Origin of the sequence: Geminicoccus harenae, assembly GCF_019800005.1 — a bacterium.
Taxonomy (GTDB): domain Bacteria; phylum Pseudomonadota; class Alphaproteobacteria; order Geminicoccales; family Geminicoccaceae; genus Geminicoccus; species Geminicoccus harenae.
On record NZ_JABGCL010000009.1, the window covers coordinates 134,283 to 157,317 of the forward strand.

Genomic DNA, 23,035 nt, shown 5'->3' on the forward strand with positions numbered 1-23,035 from the left:
GCCCAGGGCGGATCATGGACATTCTTCTCGATCAACTGCGCGGTGGCCTCGTGGTCTCCTGCCAGCCGGTGACCGGCGGGCCGATGGACCGGGTGGACATCGTGGTGGCGCTGGCGCTGGCGGCCCGTGATGGCGGCGCCGTGGGCCTCAGGATCGAGGGGGCGGCCAATGTCCGGGCCGTGCGCCAAGCCTGCGACCTGCCGATCCTGGGCCTGATCAAGCGGGACCTGCCGGACAGCCCGGTGCGGATCACGCCCTGGCGGGAAGACGTACAGGCCCTGGCCGAGGCCGGCGCCGACGTGATCGCGTTCGACGCCACCCGCCGGGCGCGGCCGGTGCCGGTAGCGGACCTCCTGGCGGAGGTGCGGCAGGCGGGGCGCCTGGCCATGGCCGACTGCGCCGACCTGGACGATGCCAGAGCGGCCGCGGCCATGGGGGTCCACCTGGTCGGCACCACCATGAGCGGCTACACGGGCGGCCCCGTGCCGGAAACGCCCGATCTCGACTTCGTGCGGGCGGCAGCGGCGGAACTCGACCTGCCGGTGCTGGCCGAGGGCCGCTTCAACACGCCCGATGCCGCCGCGGAGGCGATCGCGGCGGGCGCGTTCGCGGTGGTGGTGGGCTCGGCCATCACCCGCACCGAGCACGTCACCGGCTGGTTCGCCAAGGCCGTGGCGGGGGCCAGACGATGACCACCGTGCTGGCGCTCGACCTGGGCGGCAGCAAGATCCTGGCCTGCCTCGTCCAGGACGGCCTTGTGCTGGAGGAGCAGCGTGTCGCCACCCCCCGGCAGGGCGGTGTCGTCGCCTGGCTGGACGCGATCGCCGGGCTGGCGGCGTCCTGGTCCGGCCGGTTCGCCCTGGCCGGCATTGCGGCGACTGGCCTCGTGCGCCGGGGTCGCTGGCAGGCGCTGAACCCGGACACCCTCCCGATCCCGGGCGAGTTTCCCCTGGAGCAGGAGCTGACCCGTCGCCTGCGCGTGCCGGTCACCGGGCTCAATGACGCTCAGGCGGCCGCCTGGGGGGAGCATGTCGCCGGGGCAGGACGCGGCTCGGCCGACCTCGTGTTCGTGACGCTTTCCACCGGGATCGGCGGCGGCGTGATCACCGGCGGCCGGCTGCTGCAGGGGCGCAGCGGCATGGCGGGCAGCGTCGGCCAGGTCCGCCTGCTTACCGGCGAGCGGATCGAGGAACTGGCCTCGGGCTCGGGCATCGCGCAGCTGGCCAAGGAGGCGGGCCATCCGGTCGACGCGGCGGCCGTGTTCGCGGCGGCCACTGCCGGTGCCGCCTGGGCGGAGCAGGTCGTGCACCGGGCCGCGCAAGCCGCGGCACTGCTGCTGCGCGACCTCCAGTTCCTGTTTGACCCCGAGCGGATCGTGGTCGGTGGCGGCGTCGGGCTGGCGCCCGGCCATCTCCACCGGATCCGGACCATGCTCGCCGACCTGCCCCCGCTCGAGCGCCCGCATCTGGTGCCGGCCCTGCTGGACAGCCGGGCTGGCATCATCGGGATCGCCGATCTCGCCCTTCGCGAAGCCGCAGCCATCAGAGAGGACCAGACCTTATGAGATCGTCGCGCCTGTTTGCCGCCCTGACCGCCCTTCTCCTGACCTCCGCGGCCGCACAGGCGGAGGTCACCGTGCTGGGCTGGCCGGGCGGGCCGGAGGAGACGGCACTGCGCGACGCGGCCAACCTCTACAACAGCAAGGCCGACGTCGCCGACGAGGACAAGGTCGAGCTGATCTTCTTCAACCGCGATGGCTTCTGGGACAAGCTGCAGACCGACCTGGCGGCCGGTGGCGGCGAGTTCGACCTGAACCTGCTCGCGACCTATGCGATCGGCCGCTATGCGCCGTTCATGGAGCCGGTCGAGCTGCCGGACAGTGCGGTCGAGGTGTTCGGCGAGAAGGTGCTCGCCACCATGCAGTTCGAGGGCCAGCAATATGGCGTGCCCACCGACCTGTCGCTGCATTTCATGTACTATCGCACCGACCTGATCGACCAGTTGCTCTCCGATGCCGACTGGCAGGCGCGCTATGCCGAGATCGCCCAGAAGAAGCTCGGCAAGGCGCTTAAGCCGAAGCCGCCGGCGGAGTGGACCTGGGACGACTACCAGGCGACCGCGCTGTTCTTCACCAAGGCGGTCAATCCCGACAGCCCCGTCCGCTACGGCACGGTGCTGCAGATGAAGAACCTCCTGTTCAACATGATGGTTTGGCATTCCACCGCGCGCTCTCAGGGCGGCGATTGGATGGATGCGGAGGGCAACATCACGGTCGACAGCCCGGCCTACCGCAAGGGGCTGGAGCTCTATAAGGAGCTCTACGACGCGGGCGCCTCGCCCAAGGACAGCCTGAGCTACGAGTTCGCCGAGGCCAATGCCGCGTTCGGCTCGGGCCAGGTCGCGACCATGCTGCAGTGGAATGCCGCGGCCGCCGACCTGAACGACCCGGAGAAGACGCCGGCCGTGGGTGGCAAGGTCGGCACGGTGCCGCCGCCGGCCGGCGAGGCCGGCCGCTTCACCCATATTCACGGCCTGGGCCTGGGCCTGAACAAGTCGGCGCAGAACAAGGCAGGTGCGCTGAAGTTCCTGGAATGGCTGGCCACCCCTGAGGCGATGCAGGCCTATGCCGCGGGCGGCGGCACGCCGGCACTGAGCCCCGACGTGCTGGCGCCGGTGGCAGCGCAGCGCCCGGACCTGACCCAGCTCGGCGACTATGCCGGCCAGTACGGCTTCGTGATGACCGGCGCCACCTCGGCGGGTGCACTCTCGACCTACGAGCTCCAGGCCGAGCAATTCACCGGCTACTGGGCCGGGCAGAAGAGCCTGGACGAGGCGCTGGCCGCCACCGCCCAGGGCATGGCCGACCTCCTGAAGAAGTGAGCCGGCTCGAGGGGGTGTCCACGAGGCACCCCTGACGCCCGCCAATGGGAGCCTTTCTCCGTTGCAGTCCCAACATCTGCGCGACGGGCGGATCCTGCTCGCGCCCCTCACGATCTTCCTCCTGGCGATGCTGGGCCTGCCACTGGTCGTCGACCTGATCTACTCGGTCTCCCGGGTCGAGTTCCGCACGATCCTTTCGCCCGAGTTCGTGGGCCTGGCCAACTATGCCAGCGCGCTCAGCTCGGAGAACTATTGGCAGGCCGCCTGGTTCTCGCTGCGCTTCGGCCTGGTCTGTGCCGTGGCCCAGCTCCTGCTCGGCCTGTTCCTGGCGATCTTCTTGGCCCCGCTCATCGACAGGCGCCCCTGGCTCCTGGCCTTTTTGATGCTGCCGATGATGGTGGCCCCGGCCCTGGTCGGGCTCATGTACCGGCTGATCCTGCATGAGTTCGTGGGCGTGGTGCCCTGGTTCATGTTCACCTATTTCGGCGACAGCCCGTCCTTCCTCGGCCCCGACAACGCGTTTCGCACGCTGGTGGTGGTAGAGGTGCTGCAGTGGACACCGTTCGCGCTGCTGATCCTTTATTCCGCCTATGCTGCGATCCCCAAGGATGTGCGTGAGGCCGCCTCGATCGACGGGGCCGGCCCCTGGCAGCGCCTTTGGCGGATCGACCTGCCGCTGATGACGCCGGTCCTGGGTGCGACCTTCTTCATCCGCTTCATCGACAGCTTCCGGGTGTTCGACAATGTCTACACCCTGACCGGGGCGGGGGCCGGCGGAGCCACCACCACGATGAGCATCTGGGTCTACGAGGCCTTCTTCAAGTCGGGCGACATCGGCCGCGCGGTGGCCGCCTCCATGCTGCTGCTGGTAGCCGCCTGGGCCGTCCTAGCGATCGTCCACCGCCTTTCGGAGCGCCGGGCATGAATTTCCTGCGCTGGCTCGTGTTCGCCATCGCCGCACTCGCGATGAACTTCCCGGTGCTCTCGACGCTGGTGACTTCGTTCAAGTCGGAAGCCGAGATCGCGTCCAATCCGTCCTTGTGGATCCACGCACCCACGCTCGCCAACTATCTGGACGTGTTCCGGATCTCCGACCGGTTCGACATCCTCCATTATCTCTGGAACAGCTTCGCCTCCTCCATCCTGGGGGCCGGCCTGTCGCTGCTGCTGGCCTTCCCGGCCGCCTACGGGCTGGTGCGCTTCGGCACCGGCCGCAAATGGCTCCTGCCGCTGGTCGCCAACCTGCGGGCGATCCCGCTGATCGTGTTCGCGATCCCGCTCTACCTCGTCTATGCGCGGGTGGGCCTGCTCGACACCCGGCTGGGCTTGGCCCTGATCCTGTGCATCGTGAACCTGCCGCTGGTCCTGGTGCTGCTGGTGGCGGCCCTGCGCGACCTGCCGGCCGAGCTGGACGAGGCGGCCCGGGTGGACGGTGCCTCGACCTTCACCCTGCTCTGGCGGATCATCCTGCCGCTGGCGGCACCGGCGCTGGCCACCACCATGGTGCTGGGCTTTGTCTATGCCTGGAACGAGTTCCTGTTCGCCCTGATCCTGACCACGCGCGATGCGGTCACCACCACCGTCGGCGCCTCGTTCTTCTTCGCCGCGTCCGGCGGCGGCGTGCGCTGGGGCATCGCGGCCGCCGTCATGGTGCTGAGCGTGCTGCCGCCCATGGCGCTGGGCCTGCTGCTCTACCGGCGCATCGGCCAGTCGCTCGCGGCGGGTGCGGTGAAGGGCTGAATCGGCCGCATTCCTCGTCGCATTCCCGTGGATTGACGGGCCCAGCCCCTGCCGCTATATACTTAACCTTATGATTAACGATATGGCGCTCCGACGCAGGATGCGCGGGGCGGCGCTCAGGGAGGAAGTGGTGAAGGTCGAGCCTTATCTGTTCTTCAACGGCCGTGCCGACGAAGCCATCCGGTTCTACCAGGACAAGCTCGGCGCCAGGGTCGAGATGCTGATGCGCTTCAAGGAAAGCCCCGAGCCGCCTCCGCCCGGTGTCGACGCGGCCGCACTTGCCGACAAGGTCATGCATGCCAGCCTGCTGGTGGGCGAGACCCGGATCATGGCCTCGGACGGCTGCGGCACCGGCTCCACCAGCTTCGAGGGCGTGTCGCTCTCCGTCCAGGTGCCGAGTGCCGCCGAGGCCGAGCGCCTGTTCGCCGCACTGGGCGAAGGCGGCAGCGTGCAGATGCCGCTTGCCCCGACCTTCTTCTCCGCCGGGTTCGGCATGGTCGCCGACCGGTTCGGCGTGAACTGGATGATCGTGGTCGATCCGGCCGGCTGAGCGATCCGCCCATCACCTGTGGCGGCCCTGGCTGCCCCGCGCGGCCCGGTCGCCAGGAGGCATTCCCATGCGCTTCATGATGCTGATGATTCCGAAGGGCTACGAGACCGCAGAGCCCGGCGAGGCGCCGGGTGCCGAGGCCGTGGCGGCGATGATGCGCTACAATACTGAGTTGCAGGAGGCCGGCATCCTGCGCGGCCTGGAGGGGCTGCACCCGCCCTCGGCCGGTGCGCGCGTGACCTTCGCCGGCGGCAGGGCGCAGGTGATCGACGGGCCGAAGATCCGCAGCAGCGAGACGCTGGGCGGCTACTGGATGATCGAGGTGCCGTCCAAGGACGAGGCGATCGCCTGGGCCAGGCGCTGCCCGGCCGGCGAGAACGAGATCATCGAGATCCGCCAGGTCCAGGAGATGGAGGACTTCCCGGCGGACGTGCAGGCAGCGGCAGCGGGCTTCGCCGAGATGCAGGCTGCTGTCCAGGCCGGCCGATGAATTCGGACGGACGCCGGCTGGCGCCCGTCCGGTTCGGGGGTCAACCCGGCAGCGTGCTGTCCACGCCCTGCACGAAATACATCATCTTGAGCAGGTCGGCGTCGCTGATCACCGTGCCGGCCGGGACCACCACCTCGCCGGCCTGGTTCTTGACCTCGCCCTGGAAGGGGTGCGTGGTCTTGTTCTTGATCTCGCTGACGAGCTGGTCGAGCTCCGCCTGGACGTCGGCCGGCACCGCGTCGTTCCAGGGCGTCAGCACCACCGACTCCTCGGCGAGCCCGCCCCAGTAGTCCTCGGACTGCCAGGTGCCGTCCAGGACGTGCTGGGTGGACTTGATGTAGTGGGACGCCCAGTCGTCCACCACCGAGGTCAGGCAGCGCTCCGGGCCGAACCGGCCCATGTCGGAGGCCTGGCCGACGCACCACACGCCACGCTTCTCCGCCGCCTGCACCGGCGCCGGGCTGTCGGTGTGCTGGACGATGAAGTCGCAGCCCTGGTCCATCAGCGCATTGGCGGCCTCGGCCTCCTTGCCCGGGTCGTACCAGCTGTTGACCCAGACCACCTTGGTGGTGACGTCGGGGATCACCCGCTGCGCACCCAGCGTATAGGCGTTGATGCCCATGATGTTCTCGGGGATCGGGAACGAGCCGATATAGCCGATGGTCTTCTTCTGGCTCATCCGCCCGGCGAGATGGCCGGACACGTAGCGGCCCTCGTAGAAGCGGCCATTGTAGATGCCGACATTGGGTGCCGTCTGGAAGCCGGTGCAGTGCTCGAACACCGTGTCAGGGAACTGCTTGGCGACGTTGATCACCGCCTGCATGAAGCCGAAGCTGGTGGCGAAGATCAGCTTGTTGCCGGCCTGCGCCATCTGGCGCAGCACGCGCTCGGCATCGGCCCCCTCCGGCACGCTCTCCACGTAGCTGGTCTGCACCTTGTCGCCGAAATGCTCTTCGACGGCGAGCCGCCCCTGGTCGTGCTGGTAGGACCAGCCGAGATCGCCGATCGGGCCCACATACATGAAGGCGATCTTGAGTGGGCCTCCATCCTGGGCGCGCGCACCCTTCAGGCCACCGAGCAGAAACGGCGCGGCCAGCCCGCCACCTACCAACGTCCGACGGTCGATCATGCTGCACTCCACTGCGGGCCGGCGACGCGCAGGCCCATCCCACCCCTGCGGCGACGTCACAACGGAAATGGCAGACGGTCAACCACGTACGATGATGCTTTCTCCCTGCCCTCGCCAGCCGCGATGGCGCAGAGCCTGGGAAAGCTCGATGGAGAAACCGACATTCGATCCAGGCATTCGCGTCGGTAGCTAGTCCCCACCTCCGCCGCCGTCGCTGCTGAAGTCGTCCCAGCTCCATTCACCGGAGCCTCCCGAGGCATGCGAGGTGCGGACCCGGGGTCGCTTGCCGAACTTCGTCCGGCCGCAGGTGGTGCACCTGACGGCAGGGATGAACTGGTTGTTGCGCCAGCGGGAAGCATCCATCCAGGCGTGCTTGCAGAAGAAGGGCCGAAGGAAGGCGGGCAAGGAGAAGGACATGAGGCCTCCTTGTCTGGACGATGCCATCCTACCAGCACCTCGGGCAAAGCCACCAATCAAACGCTCGGGAAGAAGACCACTTGAGCCCGAGTGTCCCCAGAGAGCTACAGGAGCCCGGCATGACCACTGACCTTACGCCAGTCAGGCGGCCATTGATGTAATCAGCGCCATCCTGACCGATGCGATGGCGGCTCATCTGGACGCGCAGCCGAACGTCGAGGTCTCGACGGCGAGCTGCCGGTCGAACGGCTCGCGATCGGCAACAGCTGGAGAGTAGGGCCGACGCGGCCCAAGCCGCCCGGCCGAAGCGGCGCAACCTCCGGCCGGCGCGACCGTTGCGGGCACATGGCCCAACTTCCTGGATGCCGCTCATGAACTGGTCGATGCCGCGTTTCGGCCGCCGCCGCCTGGCCTCGATGGCCGGGGCGGCTGCCGCCTTCGTCGCCTGCGCCTGCGGCCGCTCCCATGCGATGCAGGGCGCCGCGGAGGGCCAGCCAGTGACCGGGGAGGAGGTGACGCCCGGCACGGGCATGCTCGCCACCGGCGCCGACCTCCTGCAGAGCAAGGGACCGGTGAACGACATCGACATGTACCTGAATGGGTTCCATTTCTATGCCGACGACCTGGGCCGGCAGATCGAGGCGCATCACTACTGCACCCACGTCACCGAGGACTTCATCCAATGCCTGATCTATGACGGCAACCGCTCCGGTGCGCGGCTGATCGGCATCGAGTACATCGTCAGCGAGCGGGTGTTCCTGACCCTGCCGGAGGAGGAGAAGCGCCTCTGGCACAGCCATCGCCACGAGACGCTCTCGGGCACGCTGGTGATGCCGGGCATCCCGGAACCGGTCGAGAACATGGCGATCGCCAAGCTGGTCACGACCTATGGCAAGACTTGGCATACTTGGCAGATCGATCGCGATTCCGAGCTGCCGCTGGGCATCCCGCAGCTCATGATGAGCTTCACGAAGGACGGGCAACTGCGCAGGGAGATGGTCGAGGCGCGCGACCGGGCGCTGGAGATCAGTACGGCCGAGACCAGGGCCGGCCGTGAAGAGATGGCCAGGGATGCACCGCCGGTCCGGCCGGGCGCCGATGCCTGGCAGAGCGGCCAGACCGTGCAGCTGGAACTCGGCCAGAAGCCGGTCCAGAACCTGCCCGGCTGACGCGCGGGCAGGTGCCGGAAAGCCTGCCTAGCAGGCCTGGGCCGTGGGCTTGGTGTCGATCTTCACCCCGAGAAAGTCGAGGTTGAAGGTCACCGACGTGACCAGGACGTAGTAGAAGGAGTTGCTGTTGTTGACCGTCGCTTGGCTGATCGAGGTCGACGAGGCGATCCGCACGGCATCGGCCACCCCGGACGCGCTGGTGACCTTGGCCATGACCACCGGGGCGCTGAACGGGTTGCTGCCGCTCGCATAGGTCTTGCGCACGAGGCGCGCCTCGATGGCGTCGCTGGCATTGACGTCGCGATAGACCAGGCTCAGCCGGCACACCTTCACGCCGCTCGGAAACGAGACCGGCGCGAAGAAGCGCGAGTTGGGCATGATCGTCTTGAGCGTGCCGGCCTGCTCCTCCTCCAGGTAGCCGCCCGGTGCCGGGCAAGGGCAATGGGTGCCAAAGCCCATGGCGGAGATGGCGATGGTCTCCGCCTTCGCGGGCGGGGGTGCCAGCGCAGACAGCATCAGCCCGGTCAGCATGGCTGCCAGACCCAGACTCAGGCGCTTCATGGCGCAGTCCTTTCCAGTCGCGGGGCCGCGCCGGCCAGGACGGCCGGCCGGGCTGCGCCGCGCGACCCCTCGCCCCGGGGGCGATGGCATATCGGGGTGCAGCGATAGTCTTGTGCAGCTTCCGGGATTGCGCGTCTGTGTTCCAGATCACCCGGAAACGGCGGCCCTCATCAGCTCACGCCCGGCCGGCCAGCACCTCGTCCAGCCAGTCGGTGCGCATCTCCGGAACCGAGCGGATCAGCTTGCCGGTATAGTCGTGGAAGGGCGGCGCCATCACCTCGTCCTTGGCGCCGCTGTCGACCACCCTGCCCCGCTGCATCACCACGACCTCGTGCGCGATCGCCCGCACGGTCGCCAAGTCATGGGTGATGAACAGGTAGGACAGGCCGCTCTCCTCCTGCAGGCGCAACAGCAGGTTCAGGATCTCGTCGGCGACCAGCGGGTCCAGGGCGGAGGTGACCTCGTCGCAGATGATCAGCTCGGGCTCCGCGGCAAGGGCCCGGGCGATGCTGATGCGCTGCTTCTGACCGCCCGACAATTCGCCCGGGAACCGGTCGGCGAAATGGGCGGGGAGTTCGATCCGGGCGAGCAGATCCTTGACCCGGCGGCGCAGTGCGTCGCCGCGCATGCCGAGATAGAAGGTGAGCGGCCGGCCGATGATCTCCTGAACGGTCTGGCGCGGGTTCACCGCGACGTCCGGCATCTGGTAGATGAGCTGCAGCCGGCGGCGCTGCTCCTTGCTCCGGCCGGCCAGATCGTTGCTCAGCACCTCGCCGCCGAAGCGGACCTGGCCGCTGCGCGGCGGCAGGAGACCGGTGATCACCCGGGCGAGCGTGCTCTTGCCGCTGCCGCTCTCGCCGACCACCGCCACGGTGGCGGCGCGCTCGACCCGCAGCGACACGTCGAACAGGACCTGCTGCGCGCCATAGGCGGCATCGACCCGGTCCACCGCCAGCACCACCGACCGCTCGTGGCCGCCGTGCCGCTCGTGCTCGCCACGGCGCACGCTCACCAGTGCCTTGGTGTAGTCCTCCCGGGGCTGTTCCAGGATCTGCCGGGTCTCGCCCAGTTCCACCGCTGCGCCATGGCGCAGCACCAGGATCCGGTCGGCCATCTGGGCCACCACGGCCAAGTCGTGGGTCACATAGAGGGCGGCGGCACCCTGCTCGCGGATGGCGCGGCGCATCGCCGCCAGCACCTCGATCTGGGTGGTGACGTCCAGCGCGGTGGTAGGCTCGTCGAACACCACGAGGTCGGGCTTGGTGATCAGCGCCATCACGGTCATGGCGCGCTGGAGCTGGCCACCCGAAACCTGATGGGGGTAGCGTTGGCCGAAGCGCTCCGGGTCCGGCAGGCCCAGCTTGCCGAACAGCTCGACCGCGAACCGCTCCGCTGCCGCGCGCGGGCCCAGGCCATGGCGGCGGTGGACCTCGCAGATCTGGTCGAGCAGCCGGTGCGCCGGGTTGAAGGCGGCGGCAGCGCTCTGGGCGACATAGGCGACCCGGCGGCCACGGATGTCGAGCAGTTGGCCCACGGGCGCACCCACCAGTTCCTGCCCGTCCAGCCGGACGCTGCCGCCGGCAAAGTGGCAGCCGGGCCGGACATAGCCCAGCGCCGCCAGGCCGATGGTGGACTTGCCGGCCCCGGATTCGCCGATCAGGCCCAGCACCTGGCCGCGGTCAACCTCGAGGGACACGTTCTTGACGATCTCGACGCTGTTGCCGTCGACATCGGTGCCGTCGATCCGGAGATTCTCGATCTGCAGCAGCATGGCGTCAGCCCCGGCGAGAGCGGCGGGAGGCCTGGTCGAGCAGGAAGTCGACCACGAGGTTCACCGAGATGGTGAGCAGCGCGATGCAGCCGGCCGGCAGGAGCGGTGCGGGCAGGCCGAAGGCGATTGCCTGGGCGTTGTCCTTGACCATCCCGCCCCAGTCGGCGGCCGGCGGCTGGATGCCCAGGCCCAGGAAGGAGAGCGCGCTGATGAGCAGGAAGGAGAAGCAGAAGCGCACGCCGAACTCGGCCAGGAGCATGGGCAGGGCATTGGGCAGGATCTCCTTGCGCGCGATCCACCAGATCCCCTCGCCGCGCAGCCTGGCCGCCTCGACGAACTCCATGACGTTCAGGTCGACCGCGACCGCGCGGGCCAGGCGGAACACCCTAGTCCCGTCGATGAAGGCGAGCGTCAGCACCAGCACCGGGAGGGAGCTGCCCATCACCGAGAGCACCAGCAGGGCCAGGATCAGGGCCGGGAACGACATGAACACGTCGACGATCCTGGATGCCACCTGGTCGGCCCACCCGCCGGCGATCGCCGCCAGGAAGCCGCAGACGGAGCCCACCGCAAAGGACAGGACGGTGATCACCAGGGCCAGGCCGATCGAGCGCTGGGCGCCGAAGAGCAGCCGGCTCAGCATGTCGCGGCCGAGCGTGTCGGTGCCGAGCGGAAAGCCCGCCGTCCCAATCGGCTGCCAGACATCGGCCACCGGCTCGGCCTCCGGATAAGGCGCCAGCCAGGGGCCGAACGCCGCCAGGAAGGCGAACAGGAGCACGAGCAGGAGGCCCAGCCGGGTGATCCACGGCATCCGCCGCAGCAGCAGTGCAGCCGTCATCGCGGATGCCGTAGGCGCGGGTTGGCCAGGATCGAGACGATGTCCGCCAGCATGTTCAGCCCGACATAGGTGATCGCGAACACGATGGCGCAGGCCTGGATCAGCGGGATGTCGCGCTTGGACACGGCATCCACCATGAGCTGGCCCATGCCCGGATAGACGAACACCACCTCGACCAGGATCACGCCGACCACCAGGAAGGCCAGGTTCAGCACCACGACATTGGCGATCGGGCCAATCGCGTTGGGCAAAGCGTGGCGGAAGATGATCGCCCGGCGCGGCGTGCCCTTCAGCTCGGCCATCTCGATATACGGCGCGGAGAGCACCTGCACGACCGCCGCGCGGGTCATGCGCATCATGTGGCCGGTCGTCACCAGGGTGAGCGTGAGCGCCGGCAAGGCGATCGCCCAGAGCTTCTGGCCGAAGTTGGCGCTGGGCGAGATGCGCGAGATCGCCGGGAACCAGCCGAGTTGCACGGCGAAGACATAGACCAGCAGGTAGCCGATGAAGAACTCCGGCATGGAGATCGCGGCGAGCGTGGCGGCCGACGTGGTCTTGTCGAAGGTCCGGTCGCGCCAAAGGGCCGAGAGCAGGCCCAGCGCAATCGCGAGCGGCACCGCGATCACGGCGGCGGTCGCGGCCAGGAACAGGGTCGCCTGCAGCCGCGGCAACAGGACGGTGGTGATCGGCCGGCCGGATGCCAGCGAATTGCCGAAATCGCCCACCAGCACACCGCTAAACCAGCGCCAGTAGCGGAGCACCGCGGGGTCGCCCAGGTTCAGCTTGGCGCGGATCGCCGCCACCGCTTCCGGGGTGGCAGTCTGGCCCAGGATCACCTCGGCCAGGTCGCCCGGCAGAAGCTCGGTGCCGATGAACACCAGCACCGAGACCGCGAACAGGGTGAGGAGCCCAAAGAGAAGCCGCTTGCCGATCAGGCGTACGAGATCAGGCATCGAGCCAGACGCGCTCGGGTGCCCGCATGCCGCACAGGCCGAGCTGCGGCGTCAGCTCGAAGTTCTGCACCTCGGCGGTGGAAGCATCCACGAAGTCGTTGAACATCGGGATGAGCTCACCGCCGTCGTCGTGGATCATCCGCTGGAGCTCGGCATACATCTGCGCGCGCTTGGGCCGGTCGAGCTCGGCCCGGGCCTGGACCAGCAGCTTGTCGAATTCCGGTCGGAACCAGTAGGACTCGTTCCAGGCTGCCTTCGAATGATAGGCGATGCTCATCATCATGTCGGCGGTGGGCCGCCCGCCCCAGAAGGTGAAGCAGAACGGCTTCTTCATCCAGACATCGTTCCAGTAGCCGTCGGCGGGCTCGCGGATGACGTCGATGTTGATGCCGGCCGCGGCCGCGTGCTGCTGGTAGAGGACCGCCGCATCCACCGCCCCGGCGAACGGCGCATCGGAGGTCGAGAACGGAATCTTCTCGCCGCCATAGCCGGCCTTCTTCATGTGGAACTTCGCCTTGTCCGGATCATAGGTCCGCTGCGGCAGGTCGGCGGCGAAGAAGGGATCGGTCACCGGGATCGGCTGGTCGTTGCCGACCCGGCCCAGGCCGCGCAGGATCTTGTCCAGGATGTCCTCGCGGTTGGCGGCATATTTCAGCCCCAGCCGGAAGTCGTTGTTGTCGAAGGGGGCCGTGTCGCAGCGCATCACCATGGAATAGTGGCCACCGCCAGCGGCGCGGTGGATGACGACGCCCGGCATCTTGCCGAGCAGGTCGACCGTCTTCGGGTCGACCCGCTCCATGATCTGGATCTGCCCGGTCTGCAATGCTGCGGTGCGCGCCGCCGGGTCGGCGATGCCCACGATCTCCACGCTGTCGAGATTGGCGCGGCCGGTCTTGAAATAGTTCTCGTTGCGCTCGCCGAAGATCCGCACACCCGGGTCGAACTCGGTGATCCGATAGCCGCCGGTGCCGATGCCCGACGCCGGGTCGGAATCCTTCTGCATGATGACGAGGTGGTAGTCGGTCATGAGGTAGGGCAGGTCGGCATTGCCCTCCTCGAGTTCCACCACGACCACGTGCTTGCCGTCGGCCCGGAGGTCCTTCACCTGGGTCATGATGCCGGCGGCACCGGACTGGCTGTCCTCGCCGCGGCTCTGGTTCAGCGTCCAGATGACGTCCTCGGCGTCCAGTTCCTTGCCGTCGTGGAAGGTGACGCCCTTGCGCAGGTTGAAGCGCCAGGTCTTGGCGTCCGGCGACGGCTCCCAGCTCTCGGCCAGTTCCGGCACGGCCGAGCCGTCCGTGCCGTACTCGACCAGGCAGTTGCCCCACATGAAGCTGGTGAGCTGGTGGATCGAGGCGGTCGCCAGCAGCGGGTTCAGCGTATCGGTGGTGGCACCGCCGGTGGCGCCGATCGCGACCGTGCCGCCCCTCTTCGGCTCGCCCTGCGCACGCGCGGTGCCGGGCAGCATGCCGCCGATGGCGGCCCCGGCACCCAGCATCGCCGTGAGCTTGCCGAAGCCGCGCCGGTCCAGCCCGCCCTGCCGCAGAACCCGGTCATACCCGCTGAAGGCACTCATTCTCGTTTCCTCCCCTTATCCAGGCGCCCGGCGGCGCAGCATTCATCCTTTATAGTCGGCCAGACCGCAGCAGCGGGTCAGCCTTCCATCCAGACGCGCTCGGGCGCCCGCATCCCGGCCAGGCCGTATTGCGGGCTCAGCTCGAAATTCTTCACCGTGTCCACGGCGGCATCCACGAAATCATTGAACATCGGGATGAGCGCCCCGCCATCGTCGCGGATCATCCCCTGGAGCTCGGCATACATCGCGGTGCGCTTGGCCGGGTCGAGCTCGGCGCGGGCCTCCAGCAGGATCTTGTCGAAGTCCGGGCGGCGCCAGAACGTGTCGTTCCAGGCCGCGTCCGACTTGTAGGCCACCGTCAGCATCAGGTCGGCGGTGGGCCGCCCGCCCCAGTAGGAGACGGAAAACGGCTTCTTCATCCAGACGTCGTTCCAGTAGCCGTCCGAGGGCTCGCGGATCACGTCGATGGTGATGCCGGCTTTTGCCGCGTGCTGCTGGTAGAGGACGGCGGTGTCGACCGCCCCGGAAAAGGCGGCATCCGAGGTCGAGAGCGGGATCGCCTCGCCGCCATAGCCGGCCTTCTTCATGTGGAACTTCGCCTTGTCCGGGTCGTAGGCCCGCTGCTCCAGGTTCTTGGCGAAGAAGGGATCACCCGACGGGATCGGATGGTCGTTGCCGACCTTGCCCAGGCCGCGCAGCACCTTATCGACGATGTCGGCGCGGTCGGCCGCATATTTCAGGCCCAGGCGGAAATCGACATTGTCGAAGGGTGCCGTGTCGCAGCGCATCAGCAAGGGATAATGGCCGCCGCCGGCCGCTCGATGGATGGCGATGCCGGGAGCCCGGCTCAGCAGTTCCACCGTCTTCGGGTCGGCCCGCTCCATCACGTTGATCTGGCCGGTCTGCAGGGCAGCGGTACGCGCCGCCGGGTCGTTGATGGCCAGCAGCTCCACGGTGGCGTAGTTGCCGCGCCCGGGCTTGAAATAGTTCTCGTTCAGCTCGCCGAAGACCCGCACCCCCGGATCATATTCGGTGATCTTGTAGGGGCCGGTGCCGATGCCCGCCGTCAGCTCCGAGTCCTTGGGCATGATCAGCAGGTGATAGTCGGTCAGCAGATAAGGCAGGTCGGCATTGCCGGAATCGAGCGTGATGATCACCGCGTGGCTGCCGTCCGCCTTCACGTCGGTGACGGAGGTCATGTAGCCGGCGGCACCGGATTCGGTGTTCTCGCCCCGGTGCAGGTTGAGCGACCAGACCACGTCCTCGGCGGTCAGCTCCTTGCCGTCATGGAAGGTGACACCCTTGCGGATGTTGAACTTCCAGGTCTTTGCGTCGGCCGACGGCTCCCAGCTCTCGGCCAGCTCCGGCACGGCCGAGCCATCCGAGCCATACTCGACCAGACAGTTGCCCCACATGAAGTTGGTGGCGGCATGGAGGGAGGAGGTCGAGGGCAACGGGTTGAGCGTATCGGTGGTGGCGCCGCCGGTGATGCCGATGGCGAGATCCCCGCCCTTCTTCGGCTCCTCCTGAGCCCCCGCCATGCCGGGCCAGAGGGTACTGAGCGAAGCACCGGCCCCCAGCATCGCAGCGAGCCTGCCGAAGCCGCGCCGGTCGAGCGCGCCCTGGCGGAGAAGGCGGTCATAGCTGTCGAAGCGGCTCATCTCATTCTCCCCCGGGGCGCAATATGGTGGACGGCTGGTGTTAGCGCAGTTCGCGATACTCCGGCTGCTCCTTGTCCAGCATCGCCATCAGGGCAGCGAAATGCCGGTCGTGATGGCCGGCGTCGCCGTCCCAGGCGGCCTGGGTCGCCTGGACGACCTCGTCGGACAGAATCTTCAGCTTCTGGTTGCGGCCCTCGGCCAGGACCTGCAGTTCGGCGGCCCGCTCCAGGTAGTAGAGCCAGGAGAAGGCCTGGCCGATGGAGGTGCCGGTTACGATCGGCCCGTGGCTGGCGAGCAGTGCCACCGGCCGGCCGGCCATGACCGAGGCGATCCGATCACCTTCCTGGGCATGGTTGCCCATGCCGTTATAGTTCTCGTCGTAGCCGATCCGGTCGTGGAACAGGCAGTAGGTCTGGCTGATCGGCAAAAGCCGGCCGCCCTCGCAGCAGGCGATCGCGGTCGTATAGGGCATGTGGGTGTGCATCACCGCCCGGGCATGGGCATAGCGGCGGTGCACGGCGCGGTGGATGTGGAAGGCGGTGGCCTCCACCACCCCTTCCCCGTCCAGCACCTTGCCGTCGCCGTCGATCAGCAGCACGTCGGCGGCGGTCAGCATCGACCAGTGCTTGCCGTAGCCGTTGATCAGGAAGCGGTCGTCGTCCAGCGCGAAGCTGAAGTGATTGTCGATCGCCTCGTTGAAGCCGAACTTCGCGGCGAGCCGGAGTGCTGCCGCCAGCTCAATGCGGTGCCTGCGGACGTCCGCCGCGTCACCGAGCTGCGCGACCTTGCGGTTTTCGGCCGGCACCAGCGCCTCCTCCTCGTTGGATCGTTCCGAGTGACCTTACGGGATTTGGAAGCCCGATCAATTGCGATGCGGACAGGCGCCATCGTCAAGGCGACATTGTCTCCCTACAAGCCAAGCTTGACGATCCGGCGACGCTGCCGCCCTCAGCCCGGCACCAGCGCCACCGAGCGCTCGTCGAAGGTCACCCAGGCCTCGGCACCCTGGGGGATCATCGCTCCGCCGGCCGGCACTGTCGCGAACAGGTGTCCCACCGGCCCGTCCAGCTCGTATTCCAGATGGCTGCCCAGATAGATCGCGTGGCTGACGCTCATCCGGTTGGCGGCCTCGACCGGCTGCGGATGGACCCGGATCGCGTGCGGGCGCACCGCGAGCGTGGCGGCACCCGGCTGCAGGGCGCGGCCCGGCAGCTCCAGCGTCGAGGTCCCGACCCGCACCGTCGCCCGCCCCCCCTCGACCCGGGCGATCTCCGCGGGCAGGAGGTTGGCGTCGCCGATGAAGTCGGCGACGAAGCGCGAGGCCGGCTCCTCGTACAGTTCGCGCGGCGTGCCGGTCTGGGCGATCACCGCCTGGTTCATGACGATGATCCGGTCGGAGACGGCCAGCGCCTCCTCCTGGTCATGAGTGACATAGATCGAGGTGATGCCCAGGCGCTGCTGCAGGTCGCGCAGCTCTTCTCGGACCTTGCGGCGCAGCTTGGTGTCCAGGTTGGACAAGGGCTCGTCGAACAGGAGCACCTGGGGCTCCAGCACGATGGCGCGCGCCACCGCGACGCGCTGCTGCTGGCCGCCGGACAGCTCGGCCGGCAGCCGCTCGCCATAGCCGGCGAGACCCACCGTGGCGAGTGCCGCCTCGGCGCGCTCGCGCACCTCCGCCTTGGGCCGCCGCGTCACGGACAGGCCGTAGCCGACATTCTCCACCACGGTCATGTGCGGGAACAGGGCATAGGACTGGAACACCATGGCGACGTCGCGGGCCGTCGCCGGCAGGTGGGTGACGTCCTGGCCCTCGATGAAGATCCGCCCCCCGGTGGCCAGCTCCAGGCCGGCGATCATGCGCAGCGTCGTGGTCTTGCCGCAGCCAGATGGCCCCAGCAGGGTCACGAGCGTGCCGGCCTCCACCGCGAAGCTGATGTCGCGCACGGCGACCACCTTGCCATAGGCCTTGGTGACGTTCTCGAACCGGACGCTGGCGACGCTCACGAAGCTGCTCCCACGGGTGCCGCCACCGGCACGGCGGTGCGGCGGCCGAGCCGCCGCTGGCCGACCAGCAGCTGGAAGATGCCGATCACCACCAGCATGACCAGGATCAGGACCGAGCTGTAGGCCACGGCGATGCCGTACTCGCCGTTCTCGACCCGGCCCAGGATGTAGGTGGTGGCCATTTCGTAATTGGCGGAAACGAGGAACACGACCGCACTGATCGCGGTCATGGCGCGCACGAAGCTGTAGACCAATGCTGCCAGGATGGCCGGGCGGAGCAGCGGCAGGACGATCCGGCGCATGGTGGTGAAGCTGGATGCGCGCAGCGTCAGCGACGCCTCGTCCAGGCTCTTGTCGAGCTGGCTCATCGACGCGATCCCGGCGCGTACCCCCACCGGCATGTTCCGGAACACGAACGAGATCACCAGGATGATGCCGGTGCCGGTGATCTCGATGGGCGGCACGTTGAAGGCCAGGATGTAGGCGATGCCGATGACGGTGCCGGGAATCGCGAAGCTCAGCATGGTGCCGAACTCGAAGGCCCGCTTGAAGCCGAACTCCTGGCGGACCAGCAGCCAGGCGGTGAGCAGGCCGATGGCGGCGGTGGGCACGGCTGCGATCAGGGCGATCGCGATCGTGGTGGTGAAACTGTTCCAGGCGGTGCCGGACCAGACGATGCCATGCTCGCCCGTCGTGACGCCGAACGCGGCGATTATGTGGCGCAAGGTCGGCGTGTAGTCACGCCCCCAGAACTCGACCAGTCCGCCCAGCAGGATCAGCGCGTAGAGTGCCACGGTGAGCACCGCCCACGGGATCGTCACCGCATAAAGGGTGTAGCGCAGGCCCGGGACCAGCTGGAGCGGGACGCCGGAATCACCCTTGCCGGTAACGGTCGTGTAGTTGCGCCGGCCCAGCCAGCGCTGCTGCGCCCAGAAGGCCAGGAGCGTGAAGGCCAGCAGGATCAGCGCCATCATCGCGGCGCGCGACGGCTCGTGCTGGGCGCCCACCATGGCGAAGAAGATCTCGGTAGCGAGCACGTCAAAGTCGCCGCTGAGCACCAGCGGGTTGCCGAAATCGGCCAGGCTCTCGATGAAGCCCAGCAGGAAGGCGTTGGCCAAGCCCGGGCGCATCAGCGGCAGCGACACCGTCTTGAACGTGGTCCAGCCATCGGCGCGCAGGGTCTGCGCGGCCTCCTCCATGGACGGGCTCACCCCCTCGACCACGCCGATCAGCACCAGGAAGGCGATGGGAGTAAACGCCAGCGTCTGGGCGAACCAGACGCCGGGCAGGCCATAGATCCAGCGCCCGGGCTCGATGCCGAACATGGTGGCCACGAACTGGGTCACCGTGCCGTTACGGCCGAACAGGAGAATGATGGCGAGGCCGATCACGAAGGGCGGGGTGATGATGGGCAGCACCGTCAGCACCCGGAGCGAGCGCTTGAACGGGAACGGCGTGCGGGTCGCGATCAGGGCGAAGGCCAGGCCCAAGAGCGTCGTGGACAGGCCGGTCAGGACCGCCAGCAGCAGCGAGTTCCACGCGACCCCGCAGCGCACGGTCGAATAGGTGCAGGCCAGCCCCCAGATCCGGGCGTCGAAGAACTGGCCGGCGAACTGGTCCGGCACGAAGGCGCGGGCCAGGATCATGCCCACCGGCACGAACACGAACAGGCCGACCACGGCGACCACCAGGCCGATCGAACCGGCCACGAACCGGTCGCCCTTGACCAGGCCGCGCCCCGCCAGCCCGTTGGTCAGGGTGAAGAGGAAGGCCAGCGCCACCAGCACCGCCCCTGCCCCCATCCCGTACTGGCGGGAACGGTCCGGCACGAACGGGGCCAGCCAGTCGGCGGGGCCGCGATGGTTGACCGCGAGACCCTGGATCGCCAGCCAGGCGATCCCGAGCAGGCCCGCCAGCACCAGCAGATTGGCCCGGCGCGCCGGGTCCACCCCCTGCCGCAGCGCCAGCAGCGGCAGGAGCAGCGGGACCAGCAGCGGCAGGAGCCAGGCCCGGCCGAGCCACAGACCCTGGGCCAGACCGGATGCGTAGTCCCGGTCGGTGAACAGCCCGGCGTTCAGCCAGGCAAGCGAGAAGAAGCCGTCGTCCTGGGCATACCAGGGCAGCAGGAGGAAGCCGCACCAGCCGACCAGAAGCCAGGCGACGAGGGTTCGATCGTGATGCGGCTGCATGGAATCGTCAGCGCGGCAGTGCCGAGACTTCGTCGTCCCACCGCTTGAGGAGCCTGCTGCGTTCCTCCGAGCTGCCGTATTTGGCGAAGTCGTAGTCGATCAGCTTGATGTCGGACAGTTTCGGGCTCTCCGGGGGTGGCTCGGCGTTCTTGTTGGACGGTACCTGGTAGGACTTCGCCAGGCGGGCCTTCTCCTGCACGTCCGGCCGGAGCGCGAAGTCGTAGAACTGCTCCGCCTCCTCGATGTTGCGGGCACCGGCGATGATGCTCATCGAGCCGATCTCGTAGCCGGTACCCTCGCAGGGGCTGACCACCTCGATCGGCGCGCCCGTGGCCTTCATGGTCACCGCATCGTGCTGGAACACGATGCCGACCATGGTCTCGCCCTGGGCTGCCGCCTTGATCGGCGCGGAGCCGGACTTGGTGTACTGGTTGATGTTGGCGTGCAGGGCCTTGAGATAGTCGAAGCCCTCCTCCTCGCCCATCAGCTGCACGAAGGTGGCCAGCGCCGTATAGGCCGTGCCCGAACTGTTCGGGTTGGCCATCTGGATCTCACCCTTGTACTCGGGCTTGATCAGGTCGGCCCAGCACTTGGGCGGCTCCAGCCCCTTCCGGGCGAGCAGCTCGGTGTTGTAGCCGAAGCCCAAGGCACCGGCATAGATGCCGACCGTCCGCCCGCCCGATGCCTGGTACTGGGCGAGCGCCCAGTCCTGCAGGTCGGCATTGGCCGGGGATTCGTAGACCTCGGTCAGCCCCTCCTCGGCGGCCTGGAGGTGCGGATCACCGGTGCCGCCCCACCACACGTCGCCCTTGGGATTGTCCGCCTCGCTCTTGACCTGCGCATAGGTCTCGCCGGAACTCTTGCGGGTCATCGCCACGGAGATCCCGGTCTCCTTCTCGAACTCCGTCGTCATGAGCTGGCACCAGGCCTCGTCGACGACGCAGTAGAGGGTGAGCTTGCCGGCAGCCCCGGCCGGCAACGCCCAGGCGCCGCAAAGTGCTGCGGCACAGCTGGCGGTCAACAAAGCGCTACGCATTTCCCGAGCCTCCCCCGGGCCCGGTTCTGCCGGCCGGCCCGTCACGTTCCAGTGCTGGACATGACAGTTTCGTGACGAGCCGCTTCCGTCAAGCCGGAGCGCGCCAGCCTAGGGATTCAAACCTGTGGCCGGTCCCGGTCGGCGGCTACCTTCTCGGCGGTGAGCAGCACCGGGTCCTTGGCCGGCGGATGGGCCGGGGCCACCGGCTCGTCCTCGTCCTTCATGTTGCGCTTGAACGCCTTGATCCCCTGGGCGACGTCACCCGCCACCTTGGGCAGCTTGCCGGCGCCGAAGATCAGCACGACGACCACCAGCAGCGCCAGCATTTCCCAGATACCCAGGCTCAAGGCCCACTCTCCCCGCTCTATCGCTGCCCCCTATATGGCCGGGCCGAGGGCGGAGCCAAGACTGATCCTGTTCGCCACCGCCACTGCCGCGCTAGGGTCGGGCCAATGTGGTTCGGCATCCTTGCAAGGGAGCGGGGCGATGGAGCGGACGGGACGCCGGGGGCGCACCAGGGAGCCGCGCCAGGGGCATGTGGCCGCCGGGACGGCGGGCCAGCTCCGCCGCATCCTGCCGCCGATCGAGCCCTGGAGCGGCGAGAGGGTCTCGGCCGTGCACGAGGCGGCGCTGCGGCTGCTCGAGGATGCGGGGATCGAGTTCCTGAGCCCGGCCGCGCGCAGCCGGTGGCGGGTGGCACGCGCCATGGTCGACGAGGCCAGTGCGGTCGTGCGCATCCCGCGCGAGCTGGTGGCCGACGCCCTGGCGACGGCACCCTCCAGCTACCGCCTGCACGGGCGCAACCCCGAGCGCGACCTGGTGATCGGCGAGAACGCGGTGGCGTTCGGCCTGGTCTCCGGCCCGCCCACGGTGGAGGACCGGATCCACGGGCGCCGGCCCGGCAACCTCGCCGACTACCGGCTGCTGGTGCGGCTCGCCCAGAGCTTCCCGATCGTCAACTATCTGGGCAACCAGCCGGTACCACCCACCGAGCTGCCGGCCGAGAGCCGGCACCTGGATGCCTGCCTCGCCAACATCCAGGAGGGCGACAAGCCCTGGGGCTGCAGCGCCATCGGCGCGGAACGGGCCAGGGATTCGGTAGCGATGGCGGCGATCGCCCGCGGGCTCAGCCTGGACGAGGCGATGACAGCACCCGGCTGCAGCACGGTGATCAACGCCAACAGCCCCAGGCGCTTCGACGGGCCGATGTGCGACGGGCTGATGGCGATGGCCGAGCTGGCCCATCCGGTGGTGGTGACCCCCTTCACCCTGATGGGGGCGATGGCGCCGGTCAGCCTGACCGCAGCACTGATCCAGCAGCATGCCGAGGCGCTGGCAGGGCTCACTTTGGTCCAGCTCACCCGCAAGGGCGCACCCATGGCCTATGGCGCCTTCACCTCCAACGTCGACCTGAAGAGCGGCGCCCCGGCGTTCGGCACGCCCGAGAACGTCAAGGCGACGCTGATCGCCGGCCAGCTCGCCCGCCATGTCGGCCTGCCCTACCGTGCCTCCAACGCCTCGGCCTCGGTGGCGCTCGATGCCCAGGCGGCCTACGAATCGCTGTTCTCCCTGTTCGCCGCGGTCATGGGCGGGGCCAACATGGTCTACCACGCGGTCGGCTGGATGGAGGGCGGGCTGGTCGCCTCGTTCGAGAAGATCGTGCTGGACTGCGAGCTGGTCCAGGGCATCGCCGAGATCGCCGCGGGTGCCGAGGAGGAGGATGTCGAGGCGGCACTGGCCGCCATCCTGGAAACGCCGGCAGGCGGCCATTTCTTCGGCACGGAAACCACCATGGCCCGCTACCAGCGCGCCTTCTACCTGCCGATCCTGTCCGACTGGCGCAACTTCCAGCAGTGGAGTGCCGCGGGCGCCCCGGATGCCGCCGCACGCGCCACCCGGATCTGGCAGGAGCGCCTGGCGGGCTTCGAGCCGCCGCCCCTGGACCAGGGCATCGCCGAGGCGCTCGATGAGTTCGTCCAGCGCCGCAAGGCCGAGATCGCCAAGGGCGTGCTGCGCCCGGCCTGAAGCCCTGCCGGCATTTCGGCAAACCCGCTAGAACGCGCGCGCACGG

The 23,035-nt window shown here is 68.4% G+C and carries 19 protein-coding genes and 1 pseudogene; 8 read left to right on the forward strand and 12 right to left on the reverse strand.

What is annotated here, in order from left to right:
* The first annotated feature begins 11 nt into the window (after positions 1-11).
* From HLA95_RS29110 to HLA95_RS10710, 6 genes and pseudogenes are all read left to right on the forward strand, one after another.
* Positions 12-1,564 (forward strand): annotated as a pseudogene (locus tag HLA95_RS29110) (putative N-acetylmannosamine-6-phosphate 2-epimerase).
* Positions 1,561-2,880: an ABC transporter substrate-binding protein gene (locus HLA95_RS10690; RefSeq protein ID WP_191059777.1), complete on the forward strand. Its 1,320-nt coding sequence runs from the start codon at positions 1,561-1,563 to the stop codon at positions 2,878-2,880. Before HLA95_RS29110 ends, HLA95_RS10690 begins: the two are co-directional and overlap by 4 nt.
* Before the next feature lie 61 nt (positions 2,881-2,941).
* Positions 2,942-3,805, forward strand: a complete 864-nt coding sequence (locus HLA95_RS10695; RefSeq protein WP_222183275.1) for a carbohydrate ABC transporter permease — start codon at positions 2,942-2,944, stop codon at positions 3,803-3,805.
* Complete coding sequence (locus HLA95_RS10700; protein ID WP_191059776.1) at positions 3,802-4,620, forward strand: carbohydrate ABC transporter permease; 819 nt, start codon at positions 3,802-3,804, stop codon at positions 4,618-4,620. The genes HLA95_RS10695 and HLA95_RS10700 overlap by 4 nt, the downstream gene beginning before the upstream one ends.
* Before the next feature lie 82 nt (positions 4,621-4,702).
* Positions 4,703-5,170, forward strand: coding sequence for a VOC family protein (locus HLA95_RS10705; RefSeq protein ID WP_222183277.1), 468 nt, complete (start codon positions 4,703-4,705; stop codon positions 5,168-5,170).
* 67 nt (positions 5,171-5,237) lie between these two features.
* Positions 5,238-5,660, forward strand: a complete 423-nt coding sequence (locus HLA95_RS10710; RefSeq protein WP_191059775.1) for a YciI family protein — start codon at positions 5,238-5,240, stop codon at positions 5,658-5,660.
* Positions 5,661-5,700: 40 nt separating this feature from the next.
* On the opposite strand, the gene HLA95_RS10715 is transcribed toward HLA95_RS10710, so the two are convergent.
* Positions 5,701-6,789, reverse strand: coding sequence for a BMP family ABC transporter substrate-binding protein (locus tag HLA95_RS10715; protein ID WP_191059774.1), 1,089 nt, complete (start codon positions 6,787-6,789; stop codon positions 5,701-5,703).
* Positions 6,790-7,577: 788 nt separating this feature from the next.
* On the opposite strand from HLA95_RS10715, the gene HLA95_RS10720 reads away from it, so the two are divergent.
* A complete protein-coding gene (locus HLA95_RS10720; protein WP_223861515.1) occupies positions 7,578-8,375 on the forward strand; it encodes an OBAP family protein in 798 nt (265 codons plus the stop codon).
* A gap of 27 nt (positions 8,376-8,402) precedes the next feature.
* Here HLA95_RS10720 and HLA95_RS10725 read toward each other — a convergent pair whose 3' ends face one another.
* The 11 genes from HLA95_RS10725 to tatA form a co-directional block, all read right to left on the reverse strand.
* Positions 8,403-8,936, reverse strand: coding sequence for a hypothetical protein (locus HLA95_RS10725; protein ID WP_191059773.1), 534 nt, complete (start codon positions 8,934-8,936; stop codon positions 8,403-8,405).
* A gap of 175 nt (positions 8,937-9,111) precedes the next feature.
* Complete coding sequence (locus HLA95_RS10730) at positions 9,112-10,707, reverse strand: ABC transporter ATP-binding protein (protein WP_191060725.1); 1,596 nt, start codon at positions 10,705-10,707, stop codon at positions 9,112-9,114.
* A 4-nt stretch (positions 10,708-10,711) separates the two neighbouring features.
* Positions 10,712-11,545 carry an ABC transporter permease gene (locus HLA95_RS10735; protein ID WP_191060724.1) on the reverse strand — a complete coding sequence of 278 codons (834 nt, stop codon included), beginning with the start codon at positions 11,543-11,545 and terminating at the stop codon, positions 10,712-10,714.
* Positions 11,542-12,498 (reverse strand): ABC transporter permease, encoded by a 957-nt coding sequence (locus HLA95_RS10740; RefSeq protein ID WP_191060723.1) that lies wholly within the window; start codon positions 12,496-12,498, stop codon positions 11,542-11,544. Before HLA95_RS10740 ends, HLA95_RS10735 begins: the two co-directional genes overlap by 4 nt.
* Positions 12,491-14,074 carry an ABC transporter substrate-binding protein gene (locus HLA95_RS10745; protein WP_222183279.1) on the reverse strand — a complete coding sequence of 528 codons (1,584 nt, stop codon included), beginning with the start codon at positions 14,072-14,074 and terminating at the stop codon, positions 12,491-12,493. The genes HLA95_RS10740 and HLA95_RS10745 overlap by 8 nt, the downstream gene beginning before the upstream one ends.
* Before the next feature lie 77 nt (positions 14,075-14,151).
* The gene (locus HLA95_RS10750; protein WP_191061553.1) at positions 14,152-15,735 is read right to left on the reverse strand and encodes an ABC transporter substrate-binding protein; all 1,584 of its coding nucleotides are present in this window, start codon (positions 15,733-15,735) and stop codon (positions 14,152-14,154) included.
* 40 nt (positions 15,736-15,775) lie between these two features.
* A complete protein-coding gene (locus tag HLA95_RS10755; RefSeq protein WP_191061552.1) occupies positions 15,776-16,540 on the reverse strand; it encodes a class II aldolase/adducin family protein in 765 nt (254 codons plus the stop codon).
* A gap of 143 nt (positions 16,541-16,683) precedes the next feature.
* Positions 16,684-17,739 (reverse strand): ABC transporter ATP-binding protein, encoded by a 1,056-nt coding sequence (locus HLA95_RS29115; RefSeq protein WP_222183281.1) that lies wholly within the window; start codon positions 17,737-17,739, stop codon positions 16,684-16,686.
* Complete coding sequence (locus tag HLA95_RS10765) at positions 17,736-19,928, reverse strand: ABC transporter permease (protein ID WP_191061070.1); 2,193 nt, start codon at positions 19,926-19,928, stop codon at positions 17,736-17,738. The genes HLA95_RS29115 and HLA95_RS10765 overlap by 4 nt, the downstream gene beginning before the upstream one ends.
* 7 nt (positions 19,929-19,935) lie before the next feature.
* Positions 19,936-20,964 (reverse strand): ABC transporter substrate-binding protein, encoded by a 1,029-nt coding sequence (locus HLA95_RS10770; RefSeq protein ID WP_191061071.1) that lies wholly within the window; start codon positions 20,962-20,964, stop codon positions 19,936-19,938.
* A 116-nt stretch (positions 20,965-21,080) separates the two neighbouring features.
* Positions 21,081-21,311, reverse strand: a complete 231-nt coding sequence (gene tatA, locus HLA95_RS10775; RefSeq protein WP_191061072.1) for a twin-arginine translocase TatA/TatE family subunit — start codon at positions 21,309-21,311, stop codon at positions 21,081-21,083.
* Positions 21,312-21,450: 139 nt separating this feature from the next.
* On the opposite strand from tatA, the gene HLA95_RS10780 reads away from it, so the two are divergent.
* Positions 21,451-22,989 carry a trimethylamine methyltransferase family protein gene (locus HLA95_RS10780; protein ID WP_222183282.1) on the forward strand — a complete coding sequence of 513 codons (1,539 nt, stop codon included), beginning with the start codon at positions 21,451-21,453 and terminating at the stop codon, positions 22,987-22,989.
* Positions 22,990-23,035 lie beyond the last annotated feature (46 nt).

Coding starts and splice junctions, on each gene's coding strand:
- HLA95_RS10690 (WP_191059777.1), top strand. CDS start 1,561: ATGAGATCGTCGCGCCTGTTTGCCGCCCTGACCGCCCTTCTCCTGACC.
- HLA95_RS10700 (WP_191059776.1), top strand. CDS start 3,802: ATGAATTTCCTGCGCTGGCTCGTGTTCGCCATCGCCGCACTCGCGATG.
- HLA95_RS10705 (WP_222183277.1), top strand. CDS start 4,703: ATGGCGCTCCGACGCAGGATGCGCGGGGCGGCGCTCAGGGAGGAAGTG.
- HLA95_RS10710 (WP_191059775.1), top strand. CDS start 5,238: ATGCGCTTCATGATGCTGATGATTCCGAAGGGCTACGAGACCGCAGAG.
- HLA95_RS10715 (WP_191059774.1), bottom strand. CDS start 6,789: ATGATCGACCGTCGGACGTTGGTAGGTGGCGGGCTGGCCGCGCCGTTT.
- HLA95_RS10720 (WP_223861515.1), top strand. CDS start 7,578: ATGAACTGGTCGATGCCGCGTTTCGGCCGCCGCCGCCTGGCCTCGATG.
- HLA95_RS10725 (WP_191059773.1), bottom strand. CDS start 8,936: ATGAAGCGCCTGAGTCTGGGTCTGGCAGCCATGCTGACCGGGCTGATG.
- HLA95_RS10730 (WP_191060725.1), bottom strand. CDS start 10,707: ATGCTGCTGCAGATCGAGAATCTCCGGATCGACGGCACCGATGTCGAC.
- HLA95_RS10735 (WP_191060724.1), bottom strand. CDS start 11,545: ATGACGGCTGCACTGCTGCTGCGGCGGATGCCGTGGATCACCCGGCTG.
- HLA95_RS10740 (WP_191060723.1), bottom strand. CDS start 12,498: ATGCCTGATCTCGTACGCCTGATCGGCAAGCGGCTTCTCTTTGGGCTC.
- HLA95_RS10745 (WP_222183279.1), bottom strand. CDS start 14,074: ATGAGTGCCTTCAGCGGGTATGACCGGGTTCTGCGGCAGGGCGGGCTG.
- HLA95_RS10750 (WP_191061553.1), bottom strand. CDS start 15,735: ATGAGCCGCTTCGACAGCTATGACCGCCTTCTCCGCCAGGGCGCGCTC.
- HLA95_RS10765 (WP_191061070.1), bottom strand. CDS start 19,928: ATGCAGCCGCATCACGATCGAACCCTCGTCGCCTGGCTTCTGGTCGGC.
- HLA95_RS10770 (WP_191061071.1), bottom strand. CDS start 20,964: ATGCGTAGCGCTTTGTTGACCGCCAGCTGTGCCGCAGCACTTTGCGGC.
- HLA95_RS10780 (WP_222183282.1), top strand. CDS start 21,451: ATGGAGCGGACGGGACGCCGGGGGCGCACCAGGGAGCCGCGCCAGGGG.